The organism is Nitrosomonas sp. PY1 (genome assembly GCF_022836435.1).
In the GTDB taxonomy this organism is placed as follows: domain Bacteria; phylum Pseudomonadota; class Gammaproteobacteria; order Burkholderiales; family Nitrosomonadaceae; genus Nitrosomonas.
Map to the genome: position 1 here is coordinate 869,987 of NZ_BQXC01000001.1, position 17,064 is coordinate 887,050.

Consider the following 17,064-nt stretch of genomic DNA (forward strand, 5'->3'; position numbering starts at 1 on the left):
CGGCAGCGATGGCAAAAGATCAGGATAAGCTGAATAAAATTGTTTTGGAAGCGCGTCGTCAGGCAGAAAAGCGTGCGCAGGGCTACCGCGAACAAGCTCTGAAGCTATTTCCGTGGGTATGTGGACGGTGTGCACGGACTTTCGATCATAAAAACCTCCAGTTGTTGGAAGTGCATCATAAAAACAGCAATCATGAAGATAATCCACCCGATGGCAGCAATTGGGAATTGTTATGTACCTATTGCCATGAACACGAACATTCCAAGTTGAAAGATGCGATGGGTAGGGCAGGAGAGGGCCAAGCAAGCGTAGGTGCCACTTTCAATCCGTTCGCCAATCTGAAGGATAGGTTGAATAACAAATCCTGATGTGTAAATAGCGGCGTAAAAATAATGGGATGGACGCCCCTACCCTAAACGGCATCGAGGCGTCAAAGTAGTGGTGCAATGAAGCCCACCAAACAGAGAGGAGCGTCCGACATGAGGATTACAACGATAGGCAATAAACGACCCCGTGGTCTTGCCACGGGGTCGTTTATTCGCAGATGTTCAGAACTTTGCAACTCCAATGGTTGTGGATTTATAACCATGAACGGCCTAACATGGCCATTGGAGGAATCACACCAAAACAAAAACTCGATCAATTAAAACATTAACCTCTACTTTTAACTTCGGTTAATAATGGGAGAATTACCCAATGATCAGGGGCTATTTAGCGAATTCCATCAGGGATAGGAGCATCTTCTCCAGCTATAATCCGAGAAACCTTTGCACGGTGAAAAGCAGATTTAGCTGTACGATTTGTTTTGTGGATAACAGACATCAACGATATGTTGTGTTAATTTATTAATAAAGATGACGATAGTATAGTTATATCCATAGTTCCTTTGATCTGTATCCTTATTTGGATTTTTCTGGCGCATTAAAACTGAGCTGTAACTTAAAATCTCAGTATTTTCGGGACATTAAAAACTATATGTCGGGGGTTATTGATGAAATTCAACTTAATTCTAATATTAATTTTCGGCATTATGCTGAGCTTTCATACGATAAACGTAAGAGCCGCCACTACTACAACCACTTTTGCTGTGACGGCTACTGTCCTTACTGTCTGCGGTGTAGTAGCAACTCCCCTAGTATTCGGAAATTATAATCCTTCAGACACGAATGATTTAGATGCCGCTAATATCGCAACGGTCACCTGTACCGTTGGAACTTCCTATAACTTAGGGCTTGATGCTGGTACTGGTGCAGGCGCTACTGTTACTACCCGAAAATTGACTTCTGGTACAGATCTCCTTAATTATTCTCTTTATCAAGATCCGGCACGTACCAATATATGGGGCAACACCATCGGAACAAACACACTAAGTGCTACAGCTGGCTTAGTGCCTACGGTACATAACGTTTATGGCAGGATATTCAAAGAACAAGTGATTCCTGCCGGTATTTATACCGATACGATAACTGTAACCATTACTTACTGATTCTTCAAATTGAATTTCCTTATTAGAATCAGTTTAGGTTTGATAAGTATTTTTTCATCCTTTACCGGTTTTGGCGGCTCACTTCAAGTAAGTCCAATACGAATAAGTTTGCAGGCCGAAAAGCCTATCGCCGTGATGACGGTTCAAAATAAAACCGACAAGCCAAGCATCATACAATTGAATGTTGTTTCTTGGCAGCAAACAATGGGAGAGGATTATTATCTTCCTACTCGGGAAATATTAGCCACTCCTCCCATCTTTACGATCCCACCTGGTAGCTCTCAAATCGTCAGACTCGGGCTGCAGCGTCAACCTGAAAATATACAAGAGCTTGCCTATCGATTATTCCTGCAAGAGGTTCCCCAGTCATCCGCGAGAGAAGGCGAAATCAACATAATATTACGCTTTGGAATTCCTATTTTTGTAGCTCCAGATGATAATGATGCTCATCCACTGGTGGAATGGCGGGCCGTTCTAGTATCTCCTAAAAAAATCCGACTCGAAGCAATTAATAGTGGCAACGCACATATACAAATAACCAACCTTACAATATCCGAAAAAGAATTTTCATCCAGCGCTATTTATCAGAAAGGCATGTTTTATATCCTTCCAAAACAAAAACGACATTGGTACTTATCCTTAGAAAAATCTTGGCCGCTCGGAACAAGATTAAAAATCACGGCACAAACTAACACGAATCAGTTAGATAATGAAGCCATTTTGGTGGATTATTAAAAACGGATTAATTTGTTCGCTATGTTCCATACTCGTAACAAATTTAGTTTTTGCTAGACCTGGCTCGACCAAGAAAAAAATTGAAAATCAGAAAAATACTTCAGCCTCAAAACAATCTGATATGGTTATCCAAAAAAACCATATTCAGACTGAGGAAATGTTGCTGGAAGTATGGATAAATAACCAAAATATTAACCAAACTGTGCTTGTTTTGATACGTGAGAACGGTGAAATTCTAGTTAAGGAAAAAGATCTTATAAAGTGGAATCTTCGCAAACCGGAATCCCAAACTGAAATTTATCAAAATGAACACTACTACTTACTGTCCATTATTGGTAATTTTCAAATAGATAAAAGACTCCAAACGATAAAGATCAGTATACCACCGCAGAATTTTTTACCCAATATGCTTAACGTGCGAAATCAAATTACTGAAATTGCGCAGACGCCTCCTCTGGGGGGATTTATAAATTATGATTTATCCGTCCAACACTCCCAAGGAAATAGATCGGCTGGCGCGCAACTAGAATTTGGAGTGTTCGGAAGTTGGGGGAACGCCACTACTCGCGTTCTATCTACGAACTTGAGTTCAGATCCAAAAATTGTTCGATTGGATAGCACGTTAACCAAAGATATGCCCGAACATAAAATTAGCTTGCGACTGGGGGACAGCATTAACCGAAGCGGCACTTGGGGAAGATCCGTTCGATTCGGAGGTATACAATGGGGAACAAATTTTGCAACTCAGCCTGAATTCATCAGTTTTCCTCTTCCTTCACTGTCCGGACAAGCAGCATTACCGTCAACAGCTGAATTATTCATCAATAATACGAAAATGTATCAAAGCGACATACTATCTGGGCCATTTTCGTTGCGGGAACTACCTGTAGTAACAGGCGCAGGAGAAATGAGGCTGATTGTTAGAGATATGCTGGGACGTGAACAAATAATCACTCAACCTTATTACTCAGCTCCAAGTATTCTTCGTAAAGGATTGAATGACTTCTCCTATGAGTTGGGTTTTATTCGCAAAGATTTTGGTGTAGTGAGCAATAACTATGGTGAGTTAGTATTTTCTGGAACACATCGGTATGGATTTAGCAATTTTCTTACTGGAGAAATGCGTAGCGAAATAATGCTGAACCACCAGAATTTGGGATTTTCCGGCGCATTGCTTTTGCCTTCAGGAATGGGGCTTGTGGATGCCGCAGTTGTTGTAAGTAATAATAACAATGGAATTGGAACTCTTATAGGAATTGGTTTTGAACGCCAGACCCAACGTTTGGGATTTGGATTTAGAAGTCAATTAACAACACCTGAATTTGATCAATTAGGATTTAACTCAAGAACTCAGACTCCAGTAGAACAAACCACCGCTCGGATCGGTTGGAATTCAGTCAATTTTGGTTCAATAGGCATAGGTTATCTTCGCATTAACAATCGTAATTTTCCTGATAGTGAAGTGATCAATGCTAGTTACAATCGTAGTCTAGCCAAAAATTGGTTCTTGAGTTTGACTACATATAAAAACTTCAAGAACAATGAAGAGTACGCTGTGGGATTAGTATTGACACATGTTCTTGGTAGTCGCACCACCGCAAGCTTGAATTTCAATCACCTAAATGGCAATGAATCATTGCTAGCTTCGGTACAACAAAATTTACCGGCGGGTACTGGAATCGGGTATCGCATAGTAGCTGGGCAACAAAATAAGGGTTATTTTCAGGGTAGTTTGAATCTGCAGAATGACTATGGTACTGTAACAATGGAGGCTGCAAATGCAAATGGAGTAGAGGCCTTTAGAACTTCTATAAATGGAGGGCTGGCTATCCTCGGTAACAGAGTTTTCATGTCACGCAGTATTAATGATAGTTTTGCTGTGGTTCGAGTGCCGGGTTTTTCTAATGTTGGTGTTTATTTCGAGAACCAATCAGTTGCACGAACAGATAGTACTGGTACTGCATTTATTCCAAGATTACGTCCTTATCAGAAAAACCGGATCAGTATCGAACAAATGGATTTACCACTTGATACCCGTATAGATAAATTAGAGTTATTTGCAATTCTTTATTTGCGTAGCGGTTATATTCTCGAGTTTCCTGTAAAGAAGTCTAACGGAGCTTCTTTACGTGTCATCATGGAAGATGGACAGCCAGCCTCTTCGGGAGGCAATGTGCAAATTATAGGACAAGATGAAATCTTTCCAGTCGGTCTGAATGGTCATGTTTACGTTACCGGTCTCAAACAAAAAAATCTTATAAGAATGAAATTACTTAATAAGCAATCATGCGAATTCGAAGTTCCGTTTATCGAAATGCCTGAACCTCTGCCTCATCTAGGGACTTTCGTATGCAAGGAAATGAATTGAGGATGCGAATAAACTCTAAAATACCTTCAAGCTTTTGCGTATCAGTTTTACAATTATTCATATGCTTAATAAGTATAAATATTCTTATTTTTACATCAAGTCCAGTTTTTGCTATCGAAGATTGTACAGTTTCTTCAACGGGGGTTTCATTTGGTACCTATGTTTATACCACTCCATCACCTACCAATTCGACAGGGAGTATTCAAGTAAGTTGTTCATTGCTGGGTATTGTTAGCTTACTGGTTGGTTACGATATTTTGCTGAGTTCTGGTAACAGCGGCAGTCATTCAACACGTCAACTCCAAAATGGAACGAATTCACTGCAATATAATTTATATACGAATGCAGGACGTACAATTATTTGGGGCGATGGAAATTCGGGGTCTTCTAAAATATCAGATGGTTATTTGCTGGGGCTCGGTACGATTGTAAGGAATTACAATATTTATGGTTCAATTTTGTCCTCCCAAAATGTTCCAAAAGGCAACTATACTGATTTTATTACAGTTACAGTAAATTATTAATTTGTAGAGACCTTACATGGACGTATATGGACTCCTCCGTTTTGTGTGAGATTTTTTGATGAGGTTTTAGCTGAAGCACTTGCACTCGTATATCCGGCCTGTAATGGGATCTGTTTATTATATCCCTGACCTTGATGGAAATTCGCTGCTGGGGCCTCATCGCCCACTCGTGATCATAAGCCACTGTCCATGTATCAGGCTTCCCAGCTGCGGATGTACCCGCTTTACCATCACTCGAAATCACACTGCAAATCAAAGAAATCTATTACGTTTGTAGCATACCTCTATTTACCCTAATATTGGTGGCAAGCCAATACCGTATGCTAATGTTGTCTAGAGTTATCCATGGTGGCTTGACGCTGCACCCTCAATAGTGCTGAGCGACAAGTCGCTGTGGATAACTCGGGTCATAAGCGCAGTCGTTAGTAAGTACCGCCCAGATACGCCTTGCCGTTCGGTGTGCCATCGCCACCACCACTTTGTTGAGAGTCTTTCGTTGCAGCATTGCCTGTTGCCAACTGTTGAGCTTGTCGATACGTTTAGCATAGCTCAGGGCTGCACGAGCACCATGCACCAGCAGGCAACGCAGATAGATATCGCCGCGTTTGCTGATGCCCTGCAACTGGGTTTTGCCGCCGCTGGAATTTTGTCGCGGAACCAGCCCAAGCCAGGCTGCGAACTGGCTGGCGCTCTTAAAGTTCTGGATATCGCCAATCGATGCCACTACAGCCGTAGCAGTCAGCGGACCTACTCCTTCGATCTGCAGGATACGCTGACATTCCTTGCTGCTACGAAGATGCGATTCGATCTGCTTATCGAATACCTTGATCCGGCAAGTGAGATTGGTCAGCTCCTGAAAGAGTGAGGAAAACATTACATTGAGATCCCTGGGTATTTGGCTATCTTGTGAACTGATGATCTGTATCAGCCGTGTATTGAGCTGCTTGAAGCTCCGCGGAATAGTGATGCCGAACTCAGCCAATAGGCCACGAATCTGGTTGCCGAGTGCAACGCGTTGTTTGACGATGCCGGCACGTACGCGGTGTAACACAAGCACTGCTTGCTGTTCCTCACTTTTGATCGGTACAAAACGCATATTCGGACGTGTCACTGCCTCGCAAATTGCCTCCGCATCACGAGCATCATTCTTGTTGGTTTTGACATAAGGCTTGACAAACTGAGGTGGCATCAATCGTACTGTATGTCCCATATCCGATAGGCATCTGCCCCAATAATGGGCAGACGAGCAAGCTTCCATGCCGATCAGACATGGGGAAAGTTGTGTGAAGAATTCAATCATCTGTCTGCGAGAGAGCTTCTTCTTCAGGACAGTAAATCCTGACGGATTAGTGCCATGTATTTGAAAAACGTTTTTGGCAAGATCAATTCCTATTACAGCAACTTGTTTCATTTTGGTCTCCTCGGTTAGTTAAAGATACTACCGTACCCCTTCCTGGAGGGAGGAGTCCNNGCCATACATTCGGATTATAGTTGGAGAAGGTTCTCCTATCCCTGATGGAATTCGCTAAATAGCCCCTGATCATTGCAGCGCACTCGAAGTGCCAGGTCTCGTTAAGGTTAAGCTATTTACGGTCTTACCAGATTCGCCATCATGTCATGATTGCCCTAGCAATCTGTGAAAAATTGTCCCTATTTAAAATACCAGTCTGTTTTATCGATTGTTAATCAAATTAATTCCAATACCAGTTACACTGGTACGCAGTTGGCCTTAAAGGAAGTGCCTTTGGTCAGGAGTGCCCAAATAATACGCGCATTTTTGTTGGCCAAAGCGACTGCCACTACATTTTTATTGCGCCTGGTCAATATTTTTCCAAGCCAGTTGTCAGATATTTCCTTGTTATCGGCATACCGGATTACGGCGCGTGCACCATGAATTAACAAGGTACGCAAATAACTATCACCCCGTTTGCTGATACCGAGCAAGACTTGCTTACCTCCGCTTGAGTGTTGTCTGGGAACCAGACCTAGCCAAGCCGCTAATTGCCTGCCGTTCTTGAATTCTCGTGCGTTACCTCAGGTGGCTACGATGGCGCTTGCGGTAATGGGGCCAAGACCAGGGATTTTTGCCAGCTTCCGGCTGGCTTCGTTATCTTGGTGCCAGCGCTGAATTTGTATTTCCAGTTCATTGACTTGCCTATCTAGTTCTTTCAGGTGATCAGTCAAGCGTGCTAGTAATTGTCGCATGGTCTGTGTCAGCCCGTTTTCACCATCTTCTAGTATGTCCGGTATTTTCTGAGTGATCGTGCAAATTCTATGAGATAAAACAATGCCAAATTCAGCAAGTAAACCACGTATTTGATTTCCCTGCGCCGTCCGGGCTTTCACAAAACCTTGCCTTGCTCTATGTACCGACAGAATCGATTGTCGCTCAACGGTCTTTTTGGTGACAAAACGCATCGTCGGCCGGCCTACTGCTTCGCAGATGGCTTGCGCATCTGCTACATCATTTTTATTCGTTTTGACATATGGCTTGACAAATTGTGGTGCCATAAGCTTCACCGTGTGACCGTAGAATTCCAATTTCCTAGCCCAATGGTGTGCGCTGCCGCAAGCTTCCATGCCGATCAAACAGGGTTCAAGGTTAGCAAAGAATTTCGCCATCTCACTTCGGCGCAACTGCTTGCGTAACACAGCTCTGCCTTGCGCATCCACACCGTGAATTTGAAATACTTCTTTTGCCAAATCAATGCCTATCGTTGTAATCTTCATGTCGGACGCTCCTCTCTTGTTTAGTGGGCTTTATTGCACCATTACTTTGGCACTTTGATGCCGTTTAGGGTAGTGGGCGTCCATTCCATTATTGCACGGTCACCTCCTCGATTATATGTAGTAGTTCAGACGGCCTGTTGAAAAACAGCTGATTTTATGCTCAGGCTGGTTTATATAGAAAAAGTTCGGATATGTGCTTAAAGTAGGACTGATAGTTTTGTGCACTCAATATTTCTTTTCTGAAATACGGATATCTTCTTAGATACCAATAAATATCAAATAATTGCTTAATGATTCGCTTAATATTCTGGGCCATTGCAGTCATCAGAGCTTGAATCGATACTTTTTGTAGTCCCCGGTAACGGGCACGCCTTAGTCCATGGAATTGCTTGGCTTCAGCGAATAACCCTTCTATCGTCCACTTTCGCAGTATCATCTTGGAGATAAAGGCCTTGGTTTCCTGCCGTGCACGAACCTTATCGATTTCCTGCTGATGCGGACTCCGATAGACAAATCGAGCTCTGCTTTTGGCCGATTCCGGTAAGCAATCAGTTCGCCTGGGACACATGCGGCAGTGTCCGCCCATGATTCGGTATCGTTTGATCAGCCCGTTATCCAATTTTTCATACGGATAGAGAAAATATCCTTCTGGACATTGGTATCGATCAGTTTGACCGTGATACTTGAACGTAGTGGGCGTGAGTTTGCCGTTACCAAGGCGAGCATCGTGCAGGGGTATATAAGTGCGTATTTTGCGTTGCCTGAATGAACTATAAGTGGGTCTCCGGCCATATCTACGATCAGCAATCACTTCTTGAACGTCAAAACCCATCTCATTACATAAATAGTCGTCCCTGAAGAAAGTACAACTATTTGATAATGAGAAGAAATACAGAGATGTGTGTGATCCGATCGGCCAGAAATGCTAAAATTGCAGCTAAATTCTGGTCGAAATGGTGATTACAGATGCTCACACTCAGTAGAACTTTGCACCAACCCAGTTTTGTTTGAGACTGACCTGTTATTGCAGCTTGATCGTTCTGATCCATTGCTACAGCTTGCATTGGAAATACCTTGGCTTGAGTTTGACGAAGCATTTTCAATACACTACAGCGAAGGATTAGGCGCACCCAGTAAACCGATTCGGCTGCTGGTTGGATTGTTGATACTCAAGCAGTTAGAGAACTTGAGCGATGAAGCAGTAGTATTGCAGTGGAAACGCAATCCGTATTACCAGGCTTTTTGCGGGATGAAAGAGTTTCAGCGAAGATTGCCCTGCCACAGCACGGAGTTGGTGCATTTTCGTAAGCGCATTGGCGCTGAAGGTGTTGAGCGTATTTTCCAGATGAGCGTTGGTTTGCATGGAGAAGCTGCGCTGGAAGACACGGTTCACATTGACACGACAGTGCAAGAAAAGAACATCGCCTATCCGACAGATAGCAAGCTGGCAATTAGAATCATCAACCGACTAAACAAGATAGCCCAAGCGCATGGTGTTCAACAGCGGCGTACTTTCGTCAAAGAAGTAAAATCATTGCGTCTGGCTATTCGGCATTTCCGTCACGTCACCAAAAGAGCAAAGGCCAAGCGAGCGCTAAAGCGGCTTAGAACGATTGCGGGCATCTTAATACGGGAACTGCGCCGAGAATTGCCGCAATACTGTTTATTTGAGTGCTACCAACAAGATTTTCTGATGTATGAGCGCATTTTAAGGCAGCAATCTAAAGACACAAACAAGATCTATTCATTGCACGAGCCGCAGGTGTACTGCGTGGCCAAAGGAAAAGACCACAAACAATACGAATATGGCAGCAAGGCATCGATAGCAAGCACCGCGCAAGGCAATCTGATCGTCGGTGTAGTCAGTCACGAACAAAACCGGCATGACAATCATACGCTGCCGGAAATACTGCGTCATGTTGAGGCATCTCGCGGCAAAGCCGTCAAACAAGCAGTATGTGATCGCGGCTATCGCGGCAAGCGAGAAGTTAATGGCACGAGTATTATTTTGCCGGGGAAAGCACTCAAACAAGATACTCGTTATCAAAGGGACAAGAAACGAAAGCAATGCAGAAGACGTGCAGCGATTGAACCCATCATTGGTCATTTGAAATCGGATTTTAGGTTGATCAGAAATTATTTAAAAGGTGCTATCGGAGATCGTATCAATCAGCTGATTTTATGCTCAGGCTGGTTTATATAGAAAAAGTTCGGATATGTGCTTAAAGTAGGACTGATAGTTTTGTGCACTCAATATTTCTTTTCTGAAATACGGATATCTTCTTAGATNNAAATACGCACTTATATACCCCTGCACGATGCTCGCCTTGGTAACGGCAAACTCACGCCCACTACGTTCAAGTATCACGGTCAAACTGATCGATACCAATGTCCAGAAGGATATTTTCTCTATCCGTATGAAAAATTGGATAACGGGCTGATCAAACGATACCGAATCATGGGCGGACACTGCCGCATGTGTCCCAGGCGAACTGATTGCTTACCGGAATCGGCCAAAAGCAGAGCTCGATTTGTCTATCGGAGTCCGCATCAGCAGGAAATCGATAAGGTTCGTGCACGGCAGGAAACCAAGGCCTTTATCTCCAAGATGATACTGCGAAAGTGGACGATAGAAGGGTTATTCGCTGAAGCCAAGCAATTCCATGGACTAAGGCGTGCCCGTTACCGGGGACTACAAAAAGTATCGATTCAAGCTCTGATGACTGCAATGGCCCAGAATATTAAGCGAATCATTAAGCAATTATTTGATATTTATTGGTATCTAAGAAGATATCCGTATTTCAGAAAAGAAATATTGAGTGCACAAAACTATCAGTCCTACTTTAAGCACATATCCGAACTTTTTCTATATAAACCAGCCTGAGCATAAAATCAGCTGTTTTTCAACAGGCCGTCTGAACTACTACAACTAACGGACTTATCCTGTACTGCCCACTGTGCCATTACTTTGCGCTGTGAGGGCTTTACCACTTTTTTCCTAGTACCTCCTTCAACAATTCATTCTGCATCTGGTTTTCCGCATACATTTGCTTTAACTGTTTGTTTTCCTCAGCCATCATTTTCATTTCCGATATCATGGCTGCATCCATTCCACCATACTTGCTGCGGCATTTATAAAACGTCGCATTACTTATGCCATGTTCACGGCACAATTCAGGCACCGGTACACCTGCCTCAGCCTGCTTCAGTATCGCCATGATCTAACTTTCACTAAATCTTGACTTCTTCATCGTAGAATCTCCTGTCTTTATAAATTAATAGAAAATTCTACTTTTGAACCCTGCTATTTTTCGGGGGGATTACCAGATGTACTAGCTTAGACTAACAAAATGTCAGTTCTGGGTTTTTATAGCTTGCGGTCATTATACGCATCGTTTACTGGGCAGAATGAATCAAACTGTTCAATGTGTTGCTTTGCATAAGCAAAAAGACTAAATCTATTTTTAATCCCTAATTTACTAAAAATGGATGTTAAATGATTACGGAGCGTATGTTCACTCATGCACAGTTTTGCAGCTATTTGCTTATTCTGTTCTCCTCCCATTCCATTCGCAAAGGCTTTTAGAATTGTGCACTCTTTACGCGTAAGTGTAGTTATTTTTTCTGCTTCTGAATCTTGAAATCTTTTTCCTCTCATACGCGAGTTTTGAAGAAATATTCGACCAGTCGTTATACGATCAAGCCATAATTCTCCATCGTGGATCTTTTCAATTGCCCGGAGTATTGTTTCCATTGATTCTCTTCGATGTATGACACCTCGTGCCCCACTTAATATCGCCCGATCTATTACATCTTTATCGTTCATTTCACTAAAAATGACTATCCGTGTATTTCCTTGATTTGTTAAATCAGGTATAAGCTTGATGCAATCTGTATTATCTATATAGATATTTAATATGATGATATCTGGGTTAATTTCGACTGCAATCCTTTTGGCGTCGGAAACATTGGATGCTGAGCCTACAACCTCAATTCTTGGTTTCTCGCTTTCAAAAAATTTCTTCAAACCCCAAAGAACTACTTGCTGATCATCTACTAATAAGATACGAATAGGTTTTTCTGCTAAAGATTGTTTAATATGATCCGCCATTAGATTAATTCCATAATGCTGGCGAAAACATGACTCAAAATCTATATGAGTTTTCTTGCTGTTTTTATCAACGCTATAGCCTAAACTGGCTGCGCTATTAATGGTGCGTTGTACAATTAAATCAGTTGCATACGCAGTGAAATAAATCGATAAATTAGAATCTTTATGTTTAAAGCTCAATTGTTGTGCAAGATTAATCCCATTACAATTAGTTAGTTCTATATCAGTAAAAATAAGGTCTGGTTTTTTTTCCTTTACTTTATCTAGAACCTCCTGATTGGATGTGCAAATTCCGATGATATTGTATCTCCAAATGTCAAATATATCTTTTAGAGTAGTGCCCGGGATGTATTTATCCATGACGATCAGAACCTTTATGTCGTCGGTTTTTTTATGCAGTATCCTTGCAAGATTATGTTCTGTTTTACTATTCATTTCTTCCTGCTTAACTAGTTATAAAGATGTAGGAGCGAGTCATTTATAACTTATAACTTCGGATTTTGTGGTTAGAACTTTAAATTTTTATAAAATGTTTATTGTAAGTAAGCATATTGGTAATTCCTCTCGAACATGCGATTTAGGCTCATGAATAGAAAATTTTATTGAAAATGATTAATAAGAAATACGACTAAATCTTCTATTTAGCGAGGATGCTTTTATATATTATGGTAGAAATTTTAAATCTGTTTTTAGGTTCCAATTAGATAATTTTGTAGGTAATTTTCCTATATGGGAATGAGTAGATTACCTAACACTGTTTAAGCATAATTTCCATTTACTTCAATTCTTGCATCATTGAAAATACCTTCTACACTAGGCAGATAACTTCTAGTTTAAATTTAAATACTTTTTACTAATCGGAGATTGTGCAAATGGACTCAAATCAAATTCTCGATGAAATCAGAGACATTAATTTAAGCTATATGCTACTAGCCAAACAAATGCTGCGTGAGGACAGAGTATCGGCGATGTATCGGTTAGGCATTAACCAAGATGTTGCTGATATATTGGAACAATTAACTTCTGCACAACTGATAAAAATGGCAGCATCAAACATGTTGCTGTGTCGTTTCCGATTTGATGATCGTTTAATTGCGGAAATGTTATCTACCGATAGCCGAGATCAATCTGTAGCTAAATCGCATGCTTCTATTTTAATGGCAGGTAAGTCTGCAGAAGCGATGATATAGGGAGCGATGCTATGCGTAATAAAAGCATTATAACTGAAGCCAAGCAGATTCAACTTGCTACTGAATTAATTTCGTTAGGAGCAAGGCTGCAAGTTTTGGAAATGAATACCAATTTGAGTCGCGAACGCTTGGTGAAGTTATATAAGGAAATTAGAGGCGTGTCACCACCGAAAGGTATGTTGCCTTACTCTGAAGATTGGTTTATGAGTTGGCAACCTAACATGCATTCTTCACTTTTTATCAATATATATAATTATGTAGTGACTAATACGGGTGTGGACGGAATTGATGCTTTGATTAAGAGCTATCGTTTGTACATGGAACATATTAAAGTAAATGAATTGGATAAAGTGCTTAGTCTTACTCGCGCATGGACGCTGATACGTTTTATCGATAGCGGTGTTTTATGTATTGCACCTTGTGTAAGTTGTCGCGGGAAGTTTGTTGTGCATTCGCTGGAAATACATTCCAATCATGTTTGTGGGCTTTGCAATATTCCTTCTCGTGCTGGAAAAACAAAAAAGGCAGCAATGCTAGCAGCTATCCACTAGCAAATATTTAATCAAAAGAACTCTTATCGCAATAGTTCTTGCATACGTTTTATCGCCTGCTTCAAATTTTCCATTGAAGTAGCAAAAGACAAGCGCATATATCCCTCACATCCGAAAGCAGAGCCGGGAACCACGGCTACTCCAGCATGTTCCAGTAGGTACTCGCTAAATGCGATATCGTTTTGAGTGGCAAGTAATTTTTTCGAATAGAGTTCTTCCATTGTGGAACGAATATCCACGAAAGCATAAAATGCACCATTGGAAGCTAGGCATTTCATGCCTTTTATTTTGTTGAGTTGCTCTGTAATAAAATGATTGCGTTCTTTAAACGCAGTTACCATTGGTTTAATGCAGGATTGATCGCCATTAAGCGCAACTTCTGCAGCTGCCTGAGATATCGAACTGGGATTTGAAGTACTTTGGGATTGAATATTCTCCATCGCAGTAATGATTTTCGTGGATCCTCCACAGTAACCGATCCGCCAACCAGTCATCGCATATGCTTTAGATACCCCATTGAGCACTATGGTTTGTGGCAATAGATCGGGGCAAGCATTGGCAATATTCACAAATTTCTGATCTGACAATAAAATATGTTCGTACATGTCATCAGTTGCAATAAGAATGTGCGGATGTTTACGCAGTACTGCCCCCAGCGCTTTTAGTTCATCTAAAGAATAAACCGCTCCTGATGGATTGCTTGGACTATTGATCACAAACATCTTGGTCTTTGGCGTAATGGCTGCTTCCAGTTGTTGAGCAGAGATTTTAAAATTCTGCTCAATACCTGTATTAATAAATATTGGCTTGCCTTCAGCTATTAATACAATATCAGGATAAGAAACCCAATAAGGCGCAGGAATAATTACCTCGTCACCAGGATCAATTGTCGCCAAAACGAGATTAAAAAAACTTTGTTTACCACCACATGAAACCAGAATTTGCTTGGTTTCGAAATCAAAGTCATTTTCGCGCTTGAATTTTCCTATAATCGCATTTTTTAAACCTGGGGTGCCGCCAACAGGCGTGTATTTTGTATGACCCTTATTGATTGCAGCAATTGCGGCGTCTTTAATGTGCTGTGGGGTGTCAAAATCAGGTTCGCCTGCTCCTAAACCAATGATGTTTTTTCCTTCAGCTTTCAATTTCGCAGCACGTGCAGTAACTGCGAGGGTAGGGGATGGCTTAATGCTTTGAACGCGATGAGAAAGTTCCACAAAAAATCCTTGTACGATAGTAAATAAAGCAGCGTGTTAAAATATTATTGAAACAAAGTTATTAATGGAATTATACCTGTGATCATTACCTTCCCCAATAGTCCCTATAAACTTCATCAAGCATTTGAACCGGCAGGGGATCAACCGATGGCAATTGAGAAACTCATCGAAGGTATTCATGACGGGCTTGCTTTCCAGACATTACTCGGCGTTACTGGTTCAGGAAAAACATATACGATTGCTAATATGATTGCACGGTTAGGACGACCGGCTATCGTGATGGCGCCCAATAAAACCCTTGCCGCTCAACTTTACGCAGAAATGCGTGAGTTTTTTCCGGAAAATGCTATCGAGTATTTTGTCTCCTATTATGATTATTATCAACCGGAAGCCTATGTGCCTGCGCGTGATTTGTTTATCGAAAAAGACTCTAGTATCAATGACCATATTGAACAGATGCGATTGTCGGCGACCAAGTCTTTACTCGAACGCGATGATGCGATCATTGTTGCAACAGTATCATGTATCTATGGTATTGGCGATCCGGTGGACTATCATGGCATGATTTTACATTTGCGTAATGGTGAAAAAATTGTCCAGCGTGACATTATTAAGCGATTGACTGAAATGCAGTATGACCGTAATGAATTGGAGTTTAAGCGCGGTGTGTTTCGCGTTCGAGGTGATGTGGTCGATATTTTTCCGGCAGAAAACTCTGAGGCTGCTGTACGTGTGACATTATTCGATGATGAAGTAGATAGCTTGGCATTATTCGATCCGTTGACGGGGCGCATTTTACAAAAGCTCTTACGCTATACTGTTTATCCATCCAGTCACTATGTCACGCCGCGATCGACTACTTTGCGAGCGATCGAAACTATCAAAATTGAGCTCCGTGAACGATTAGAGCATTTTTACCAAGAACAGCGTTTGGTGGAGGCACAACGTCTAGAGCAGCGTACGCGGTTTGATTTGGAGATGTTAAATGAACTGGGGTTTTGTAAAGGCATTGAAAATTATTCTCGGCATCTATCTGGTAAAAGACCTGGCGAGCCACCGCCAACTTTGCTGGATTATTTGCCATCAAATGCCTTGATGATCATTGATGAAAGCCATGTCACAGTACCGCAAATCGGCGGTATGTATCGCGGTGATCGAGCCCGTAAGGAAAATCTGGTGAATTATGGTTTCCGCTTGCCTTCGGCGCTGGACAACCGACCACTTCAGTTCGAGGAATTTGAGCGTAGGATGCCGCAAACTATATTTGTTTCGGCAACGCCTGCAAATTATGAAGCATTGCACAGCGGTCAAGTGGTTGAGCAGGTAGTGCGTCCCACTGGTTTGGTCGATCCCATCATTGATATTCGCCCCGTTACAACCCAAGTCGATGATTTGATGTCTGAGATCACTGTGCGCACGAATAAAAATGAGCGTGTGTTGGTTACAACATTGACCAAGCGTATGGCGGAAGATCTGACCGATTATTTTTCTGAGCACCGCATCAAAGTACGCTACTTGCACTCGGATATTGATACGGTCGAGCGCGTCGAAATTATTCGTGATTTACGCTTGGGTCAGTTTGATGTGTTAATTGGTATTAATTTACTGCGTGAGGGGTTGGATATTCCTGAAGTGTCTCTTGTGGCGATACTGGATGCGGATAAGGAGGGGTTTTTACGTTCTGAACGCTCCTTAATTCAGACTATCGGTCGTGCAGCGCGCCATATCAATGGCACCGCTATTTTATACGCAGATACGATTACGAGATCCATGCGTACAGCCATTGATGAAACTAATCGTCGAAGGAAAAAGCAAATTCAACACAATCAGCGCAACCAAATTACTCCGCGCTCTGTCAGTAAACGTATCAAAGATTTAATTGATGGTGTGTACAACTCGGAAACTGCACAACAAGATTTCAAGGTTGCGCAACAGCAAGCACGCTATAACACCATGAGCGAAACACAGCTTTCCAAGGAGATTCAGCGTATTGAGAAGAAGATGCATACTGCGGCTAAAAATTTAGAATTTGAGCAAGCTGCACAATATCGCGATGAACTCAAAGCTCTTAAGAATAAACTGCTAATTGGTTTTTCGATTTCAACCTAAGGAGTTACCGAATCGTGCTGCTGTAACTCCTTGGTCGATGGTC

General features: G+C 41.9%; 14 protein-coding genes and 2 pseudogenes. 10 read left to right on the forward strand and 6 right to left on the reverse strand.

Features of this window, described 5'->3' with window-relative positions:
- The first annotated feature begins 8 nt into the window (after positions 1-8).
- From W03_RS03930 to W03_RS03950, 5 genes are all read left to right on the forward strand, one after another.
- Positions 9-368 (forward strand): YajD family HNH nuclease, encoded by a 360-nt coding sequence (locus tag W03_RS03930; protein WP_244071592.1) that lies wholly within the window; start codon positions 9-11, stop codon positions 366-368.
- Between the two features lie 662 nt (positions 369-1,030).
- Complete coding sequence (locus W03_RS03935; protein WP_244071595.1) at positions 1,031-1,486, forward strand: spore coat U domain-containing protein; 456 nt, start codon at positions 1,031-1,033, stop codon at positions 1,484-1,486.
- A 39-nt stretch (positions 1,487-1,525) separates the two neighbouring features.
- Positions 1,526-2,221 carry a molecular chaperone gene (locus W03_RS03940; RefSeq protein ID WP_244071597.1) on the forward strand — a complete coding sequence of 232 codons (696 nt, stop codon included), beginning with the start codon at positions 1,526-1,528 and terminating at the stop codon, positions 2,219-2,221.
- Positions 2,196-4,589, forward strand: a complete 2,394-nt coding sequence (locus W03_RS03945; RefSeq protein ID WP_244071599.1) for a fimbria/pilus outer membrane usher protein — start codon at positions 2,196-2,198, stop codon at positions 4,587-4,589. Before W03_RS03940 ends, W03_RS03945 begins: the two co-directional genes overlap by 26 nt.
- Positions 4,571-5,113 carry a spore coat U domain-containing protein gene (locus W03_RS03950; protein ID WP_244071601.1) on the forward strand — a complete coding sequence of 181 codons (543 nt, stop codon included), beginning with the start codon at positions 4,571-4,573 and terminating at the stop codon, positions 5,111-5,113. Before W03_RS03945 ends, W03_RS03950 begins: the two co-directional genes overlap by 19 nt.
- A 367-nt stretch (positions 5,114-5,480) precedes the next feature.
- On the opposite strand, the gene W03_RS03955 is transcribed toward W03_RS03950, so the two are convergent.
- The 3 genes and pseudogenes from W03_RS03955 to W03_RS03965 form a co-directional block, all read right to left on the reverse strand.
- A complete protein-coding gene (locus W03_RS03955) occupies positions 5,481-6,524 on the reverse strand; it encodes an IS110 family transposase (RefSeq protein ID WP_244070393.1) in 1,044 nt (347 codons plus the stop codon).
- Positions 6,525-6,820: 296 nt separating this feature from the next.
- Positions 6,821-7,843: pseudogene (locus W03_RS03960) on the reverse strand (IS110 family transposase).
- A 160-nt stretch (positions 7,844-8,003) separates the two neighbouring features.
- Positions 8,004-8,756 carry a transposase gene (locus W03_RS03965; RefSeq protein ID WP_375792726.1) on the reverse strand — a complete coding sequence of 251 codons (753 nt, stop codon included), beginning with the start codon at positions 8,754-8,756 and terminating at the stop codon, positions 8,004-8,006.
- Between the two features lie 90 nt (positions 8,757-8,846).
- Between W03_RS03965 and W03_RS03970 the strand changes: the two genes are divergently transcribed.
- Both W03_RS03970 and W03_RS03975 read left to right on the forward strand, forming a co-directional pair.
- Positions 8,847-10,046, forward strand: coding sequence for an IS5 family transposase (locus tag W03_RS03970; protein ID WP_244071603.1), 1,200 nt, complete (start codon positions 8,847-8,849; stop codon positions 10,044-10,046).
- A 108-nt stretch (positions 10,047-10,154) separates the two neighbouring features.
- Positions 10,155-10,727, forward strand: a complete 573-nt coding sequence (locus W03_RS03975; RefSeq protein WP_279600083.1) for a transposase — start codon at positions 10,155-10,157, stop codon at positions 10,725-10,727.
- A gap of 44 nt (positions 10,728-10,771) precedes the next feature.
- Here W03_RS03975 and W03_RS03980 read toward each other — a convergent pair.
- Together W03_RS03980 and W03_RS03985 are read right to left on the reverse strand one after the other, a co-directional pair.
- Positions 10,772-11,061: pseudogene (locus W03_RS03980) on the reverse strand (transposase); the annotation flags it as partial.
- A 149-nt stretch (positions 11,062-11,210) separates the two neighbouring features.
- On the reverse strand, positions 11,211-12,389 hold the full coding sequence (locus W03_RS03985; RefSeq protein ID WP_244071607.1) for a DNA-binding response regulator: 1,179 nt from the start codon (positions 12,387-12,389) through the stop codon (positions 11,211-11,213).
- 437 nt (positions 12,390-12,826) lie between these two features.
- On the opposite strand from W03_RS03985, the gene flhD reads away from it, so the two are divergent.
- Both flhD and flhC read left to right on the forward strand, forming a co-directional pair.
- The gene (gene flhD / locus W03_RS03990; RefSeq protein WP_244071609.1) at positions 12,827-13,144 is read left to right on the forward strand and encodes a flagellar transcriptional regulator FlhD; all 318 of its coding nucleotides are present in this window, start codon (positions 12,827-12,829) and stop codon (positions 13,142-13,144) included.
- A gap of 11 nt (positions 13,145-13,155) precedes the next feature.
- Positions 13,156-13,695: a flagellar transcriptional regulator FlhC gene (flhC, locus tag W03_RS03995; RefSeq protein ID WP_244071611.1), complete on the forward strand. Its 540-nt coding sequence runs from the start codon at positions 13,156-13,158 to the stop codon at positions 13,693-13,695.
- 23 nt (positions 13,696-13,718) lie between these two features.
- Here the strand turns inward: flhC and W03_RS04000 are convergent, their stop codons facing one another.
- Positions 13,719-14,912, reverse strand: a complete 1,194-nt coding sequence (locus W03_RS04000; RefSeq protein ID WP_244071612.1) for a pyridoxal phosphate-dependent aminotransferase — start codon at positions 14,910-14,912, stop codon at positions 13,719-13,721.
- A 78-nt stretch (positions 14,913-14,990) separates the two neighbouring features.
- Here W03_RS04000 and uvrB point away from each other — a divergent pair, with 78 nt between their 5' ends.
- Entirely contained in the window at positions 14,991-17,021 is a 2,031-nt protein-coding gene (gene uvrB / locus W03_RS04005; RefSeq protein WP_279599998.1) for an excinuclease ABC subunit UvrB, read from the forward strand.
- Positions 17,022-17,064 lie beyond the last annotated feature (43 nt).

Excerpts from the sequence above, each read along its gene's own strand:
- W03_RS03930 (WP_244071592.1), top strand. The coding sequence starts at position 9 with ATGGCAAAAGATCAGGATAAGCTGAATAAAATTGTTTTGGAAGCGCGT.
- W03_RS03935 (WP_244071595.1), top strand. The coding sequence starts at position 1,031 with ATGCTGAGCTTTCATACGATAAACGTAAGAGCCGCCACTACTACAACC.
- W03_RS03945 (WP_244071599.1), top strand. The coding sequence starts at position 2,196 with ATGAAGCCATTTTGGTGGATTATTAAAAACGGATTAATTTGTTCGCTA.
- W03_RS03950 (WP_244071601.1), top strand. The coding sequence starts at position 4,571 with ATGCAAGGAAATGAATTGAGGATGCGAATAAACTCTAAAATACCTTCA.
- W03_RS03955 (WP_244070393.1), bottom strand. The coding sequence starts at position 6,524 with ATGAAACAAGTTGCTGTAATAGGAATTGATCTTGCCAAAAACGTTTTT.
- W03_RS03985 (WP_244071607.1), bottom strand. The coding sequence starts at position 12,389 with ATGAATAGTAAAACAGAACATAATCTTGCAAGGATACTGCATAAAAAA.
- flhD (WP_244071609.1), top strand. The coding sequence starts at position 12,827 with ATGGACTCAAATCAAATTCTCGATGAAATCAGAGACATTAATTTAAGC.
- flhC (WP_244071611.1), top strand. The coding sequence starts at position 13,156 with ATGCGTAATAAAAGCATTATAACTGAAGCCAAGCAGATTCAACTTGCT.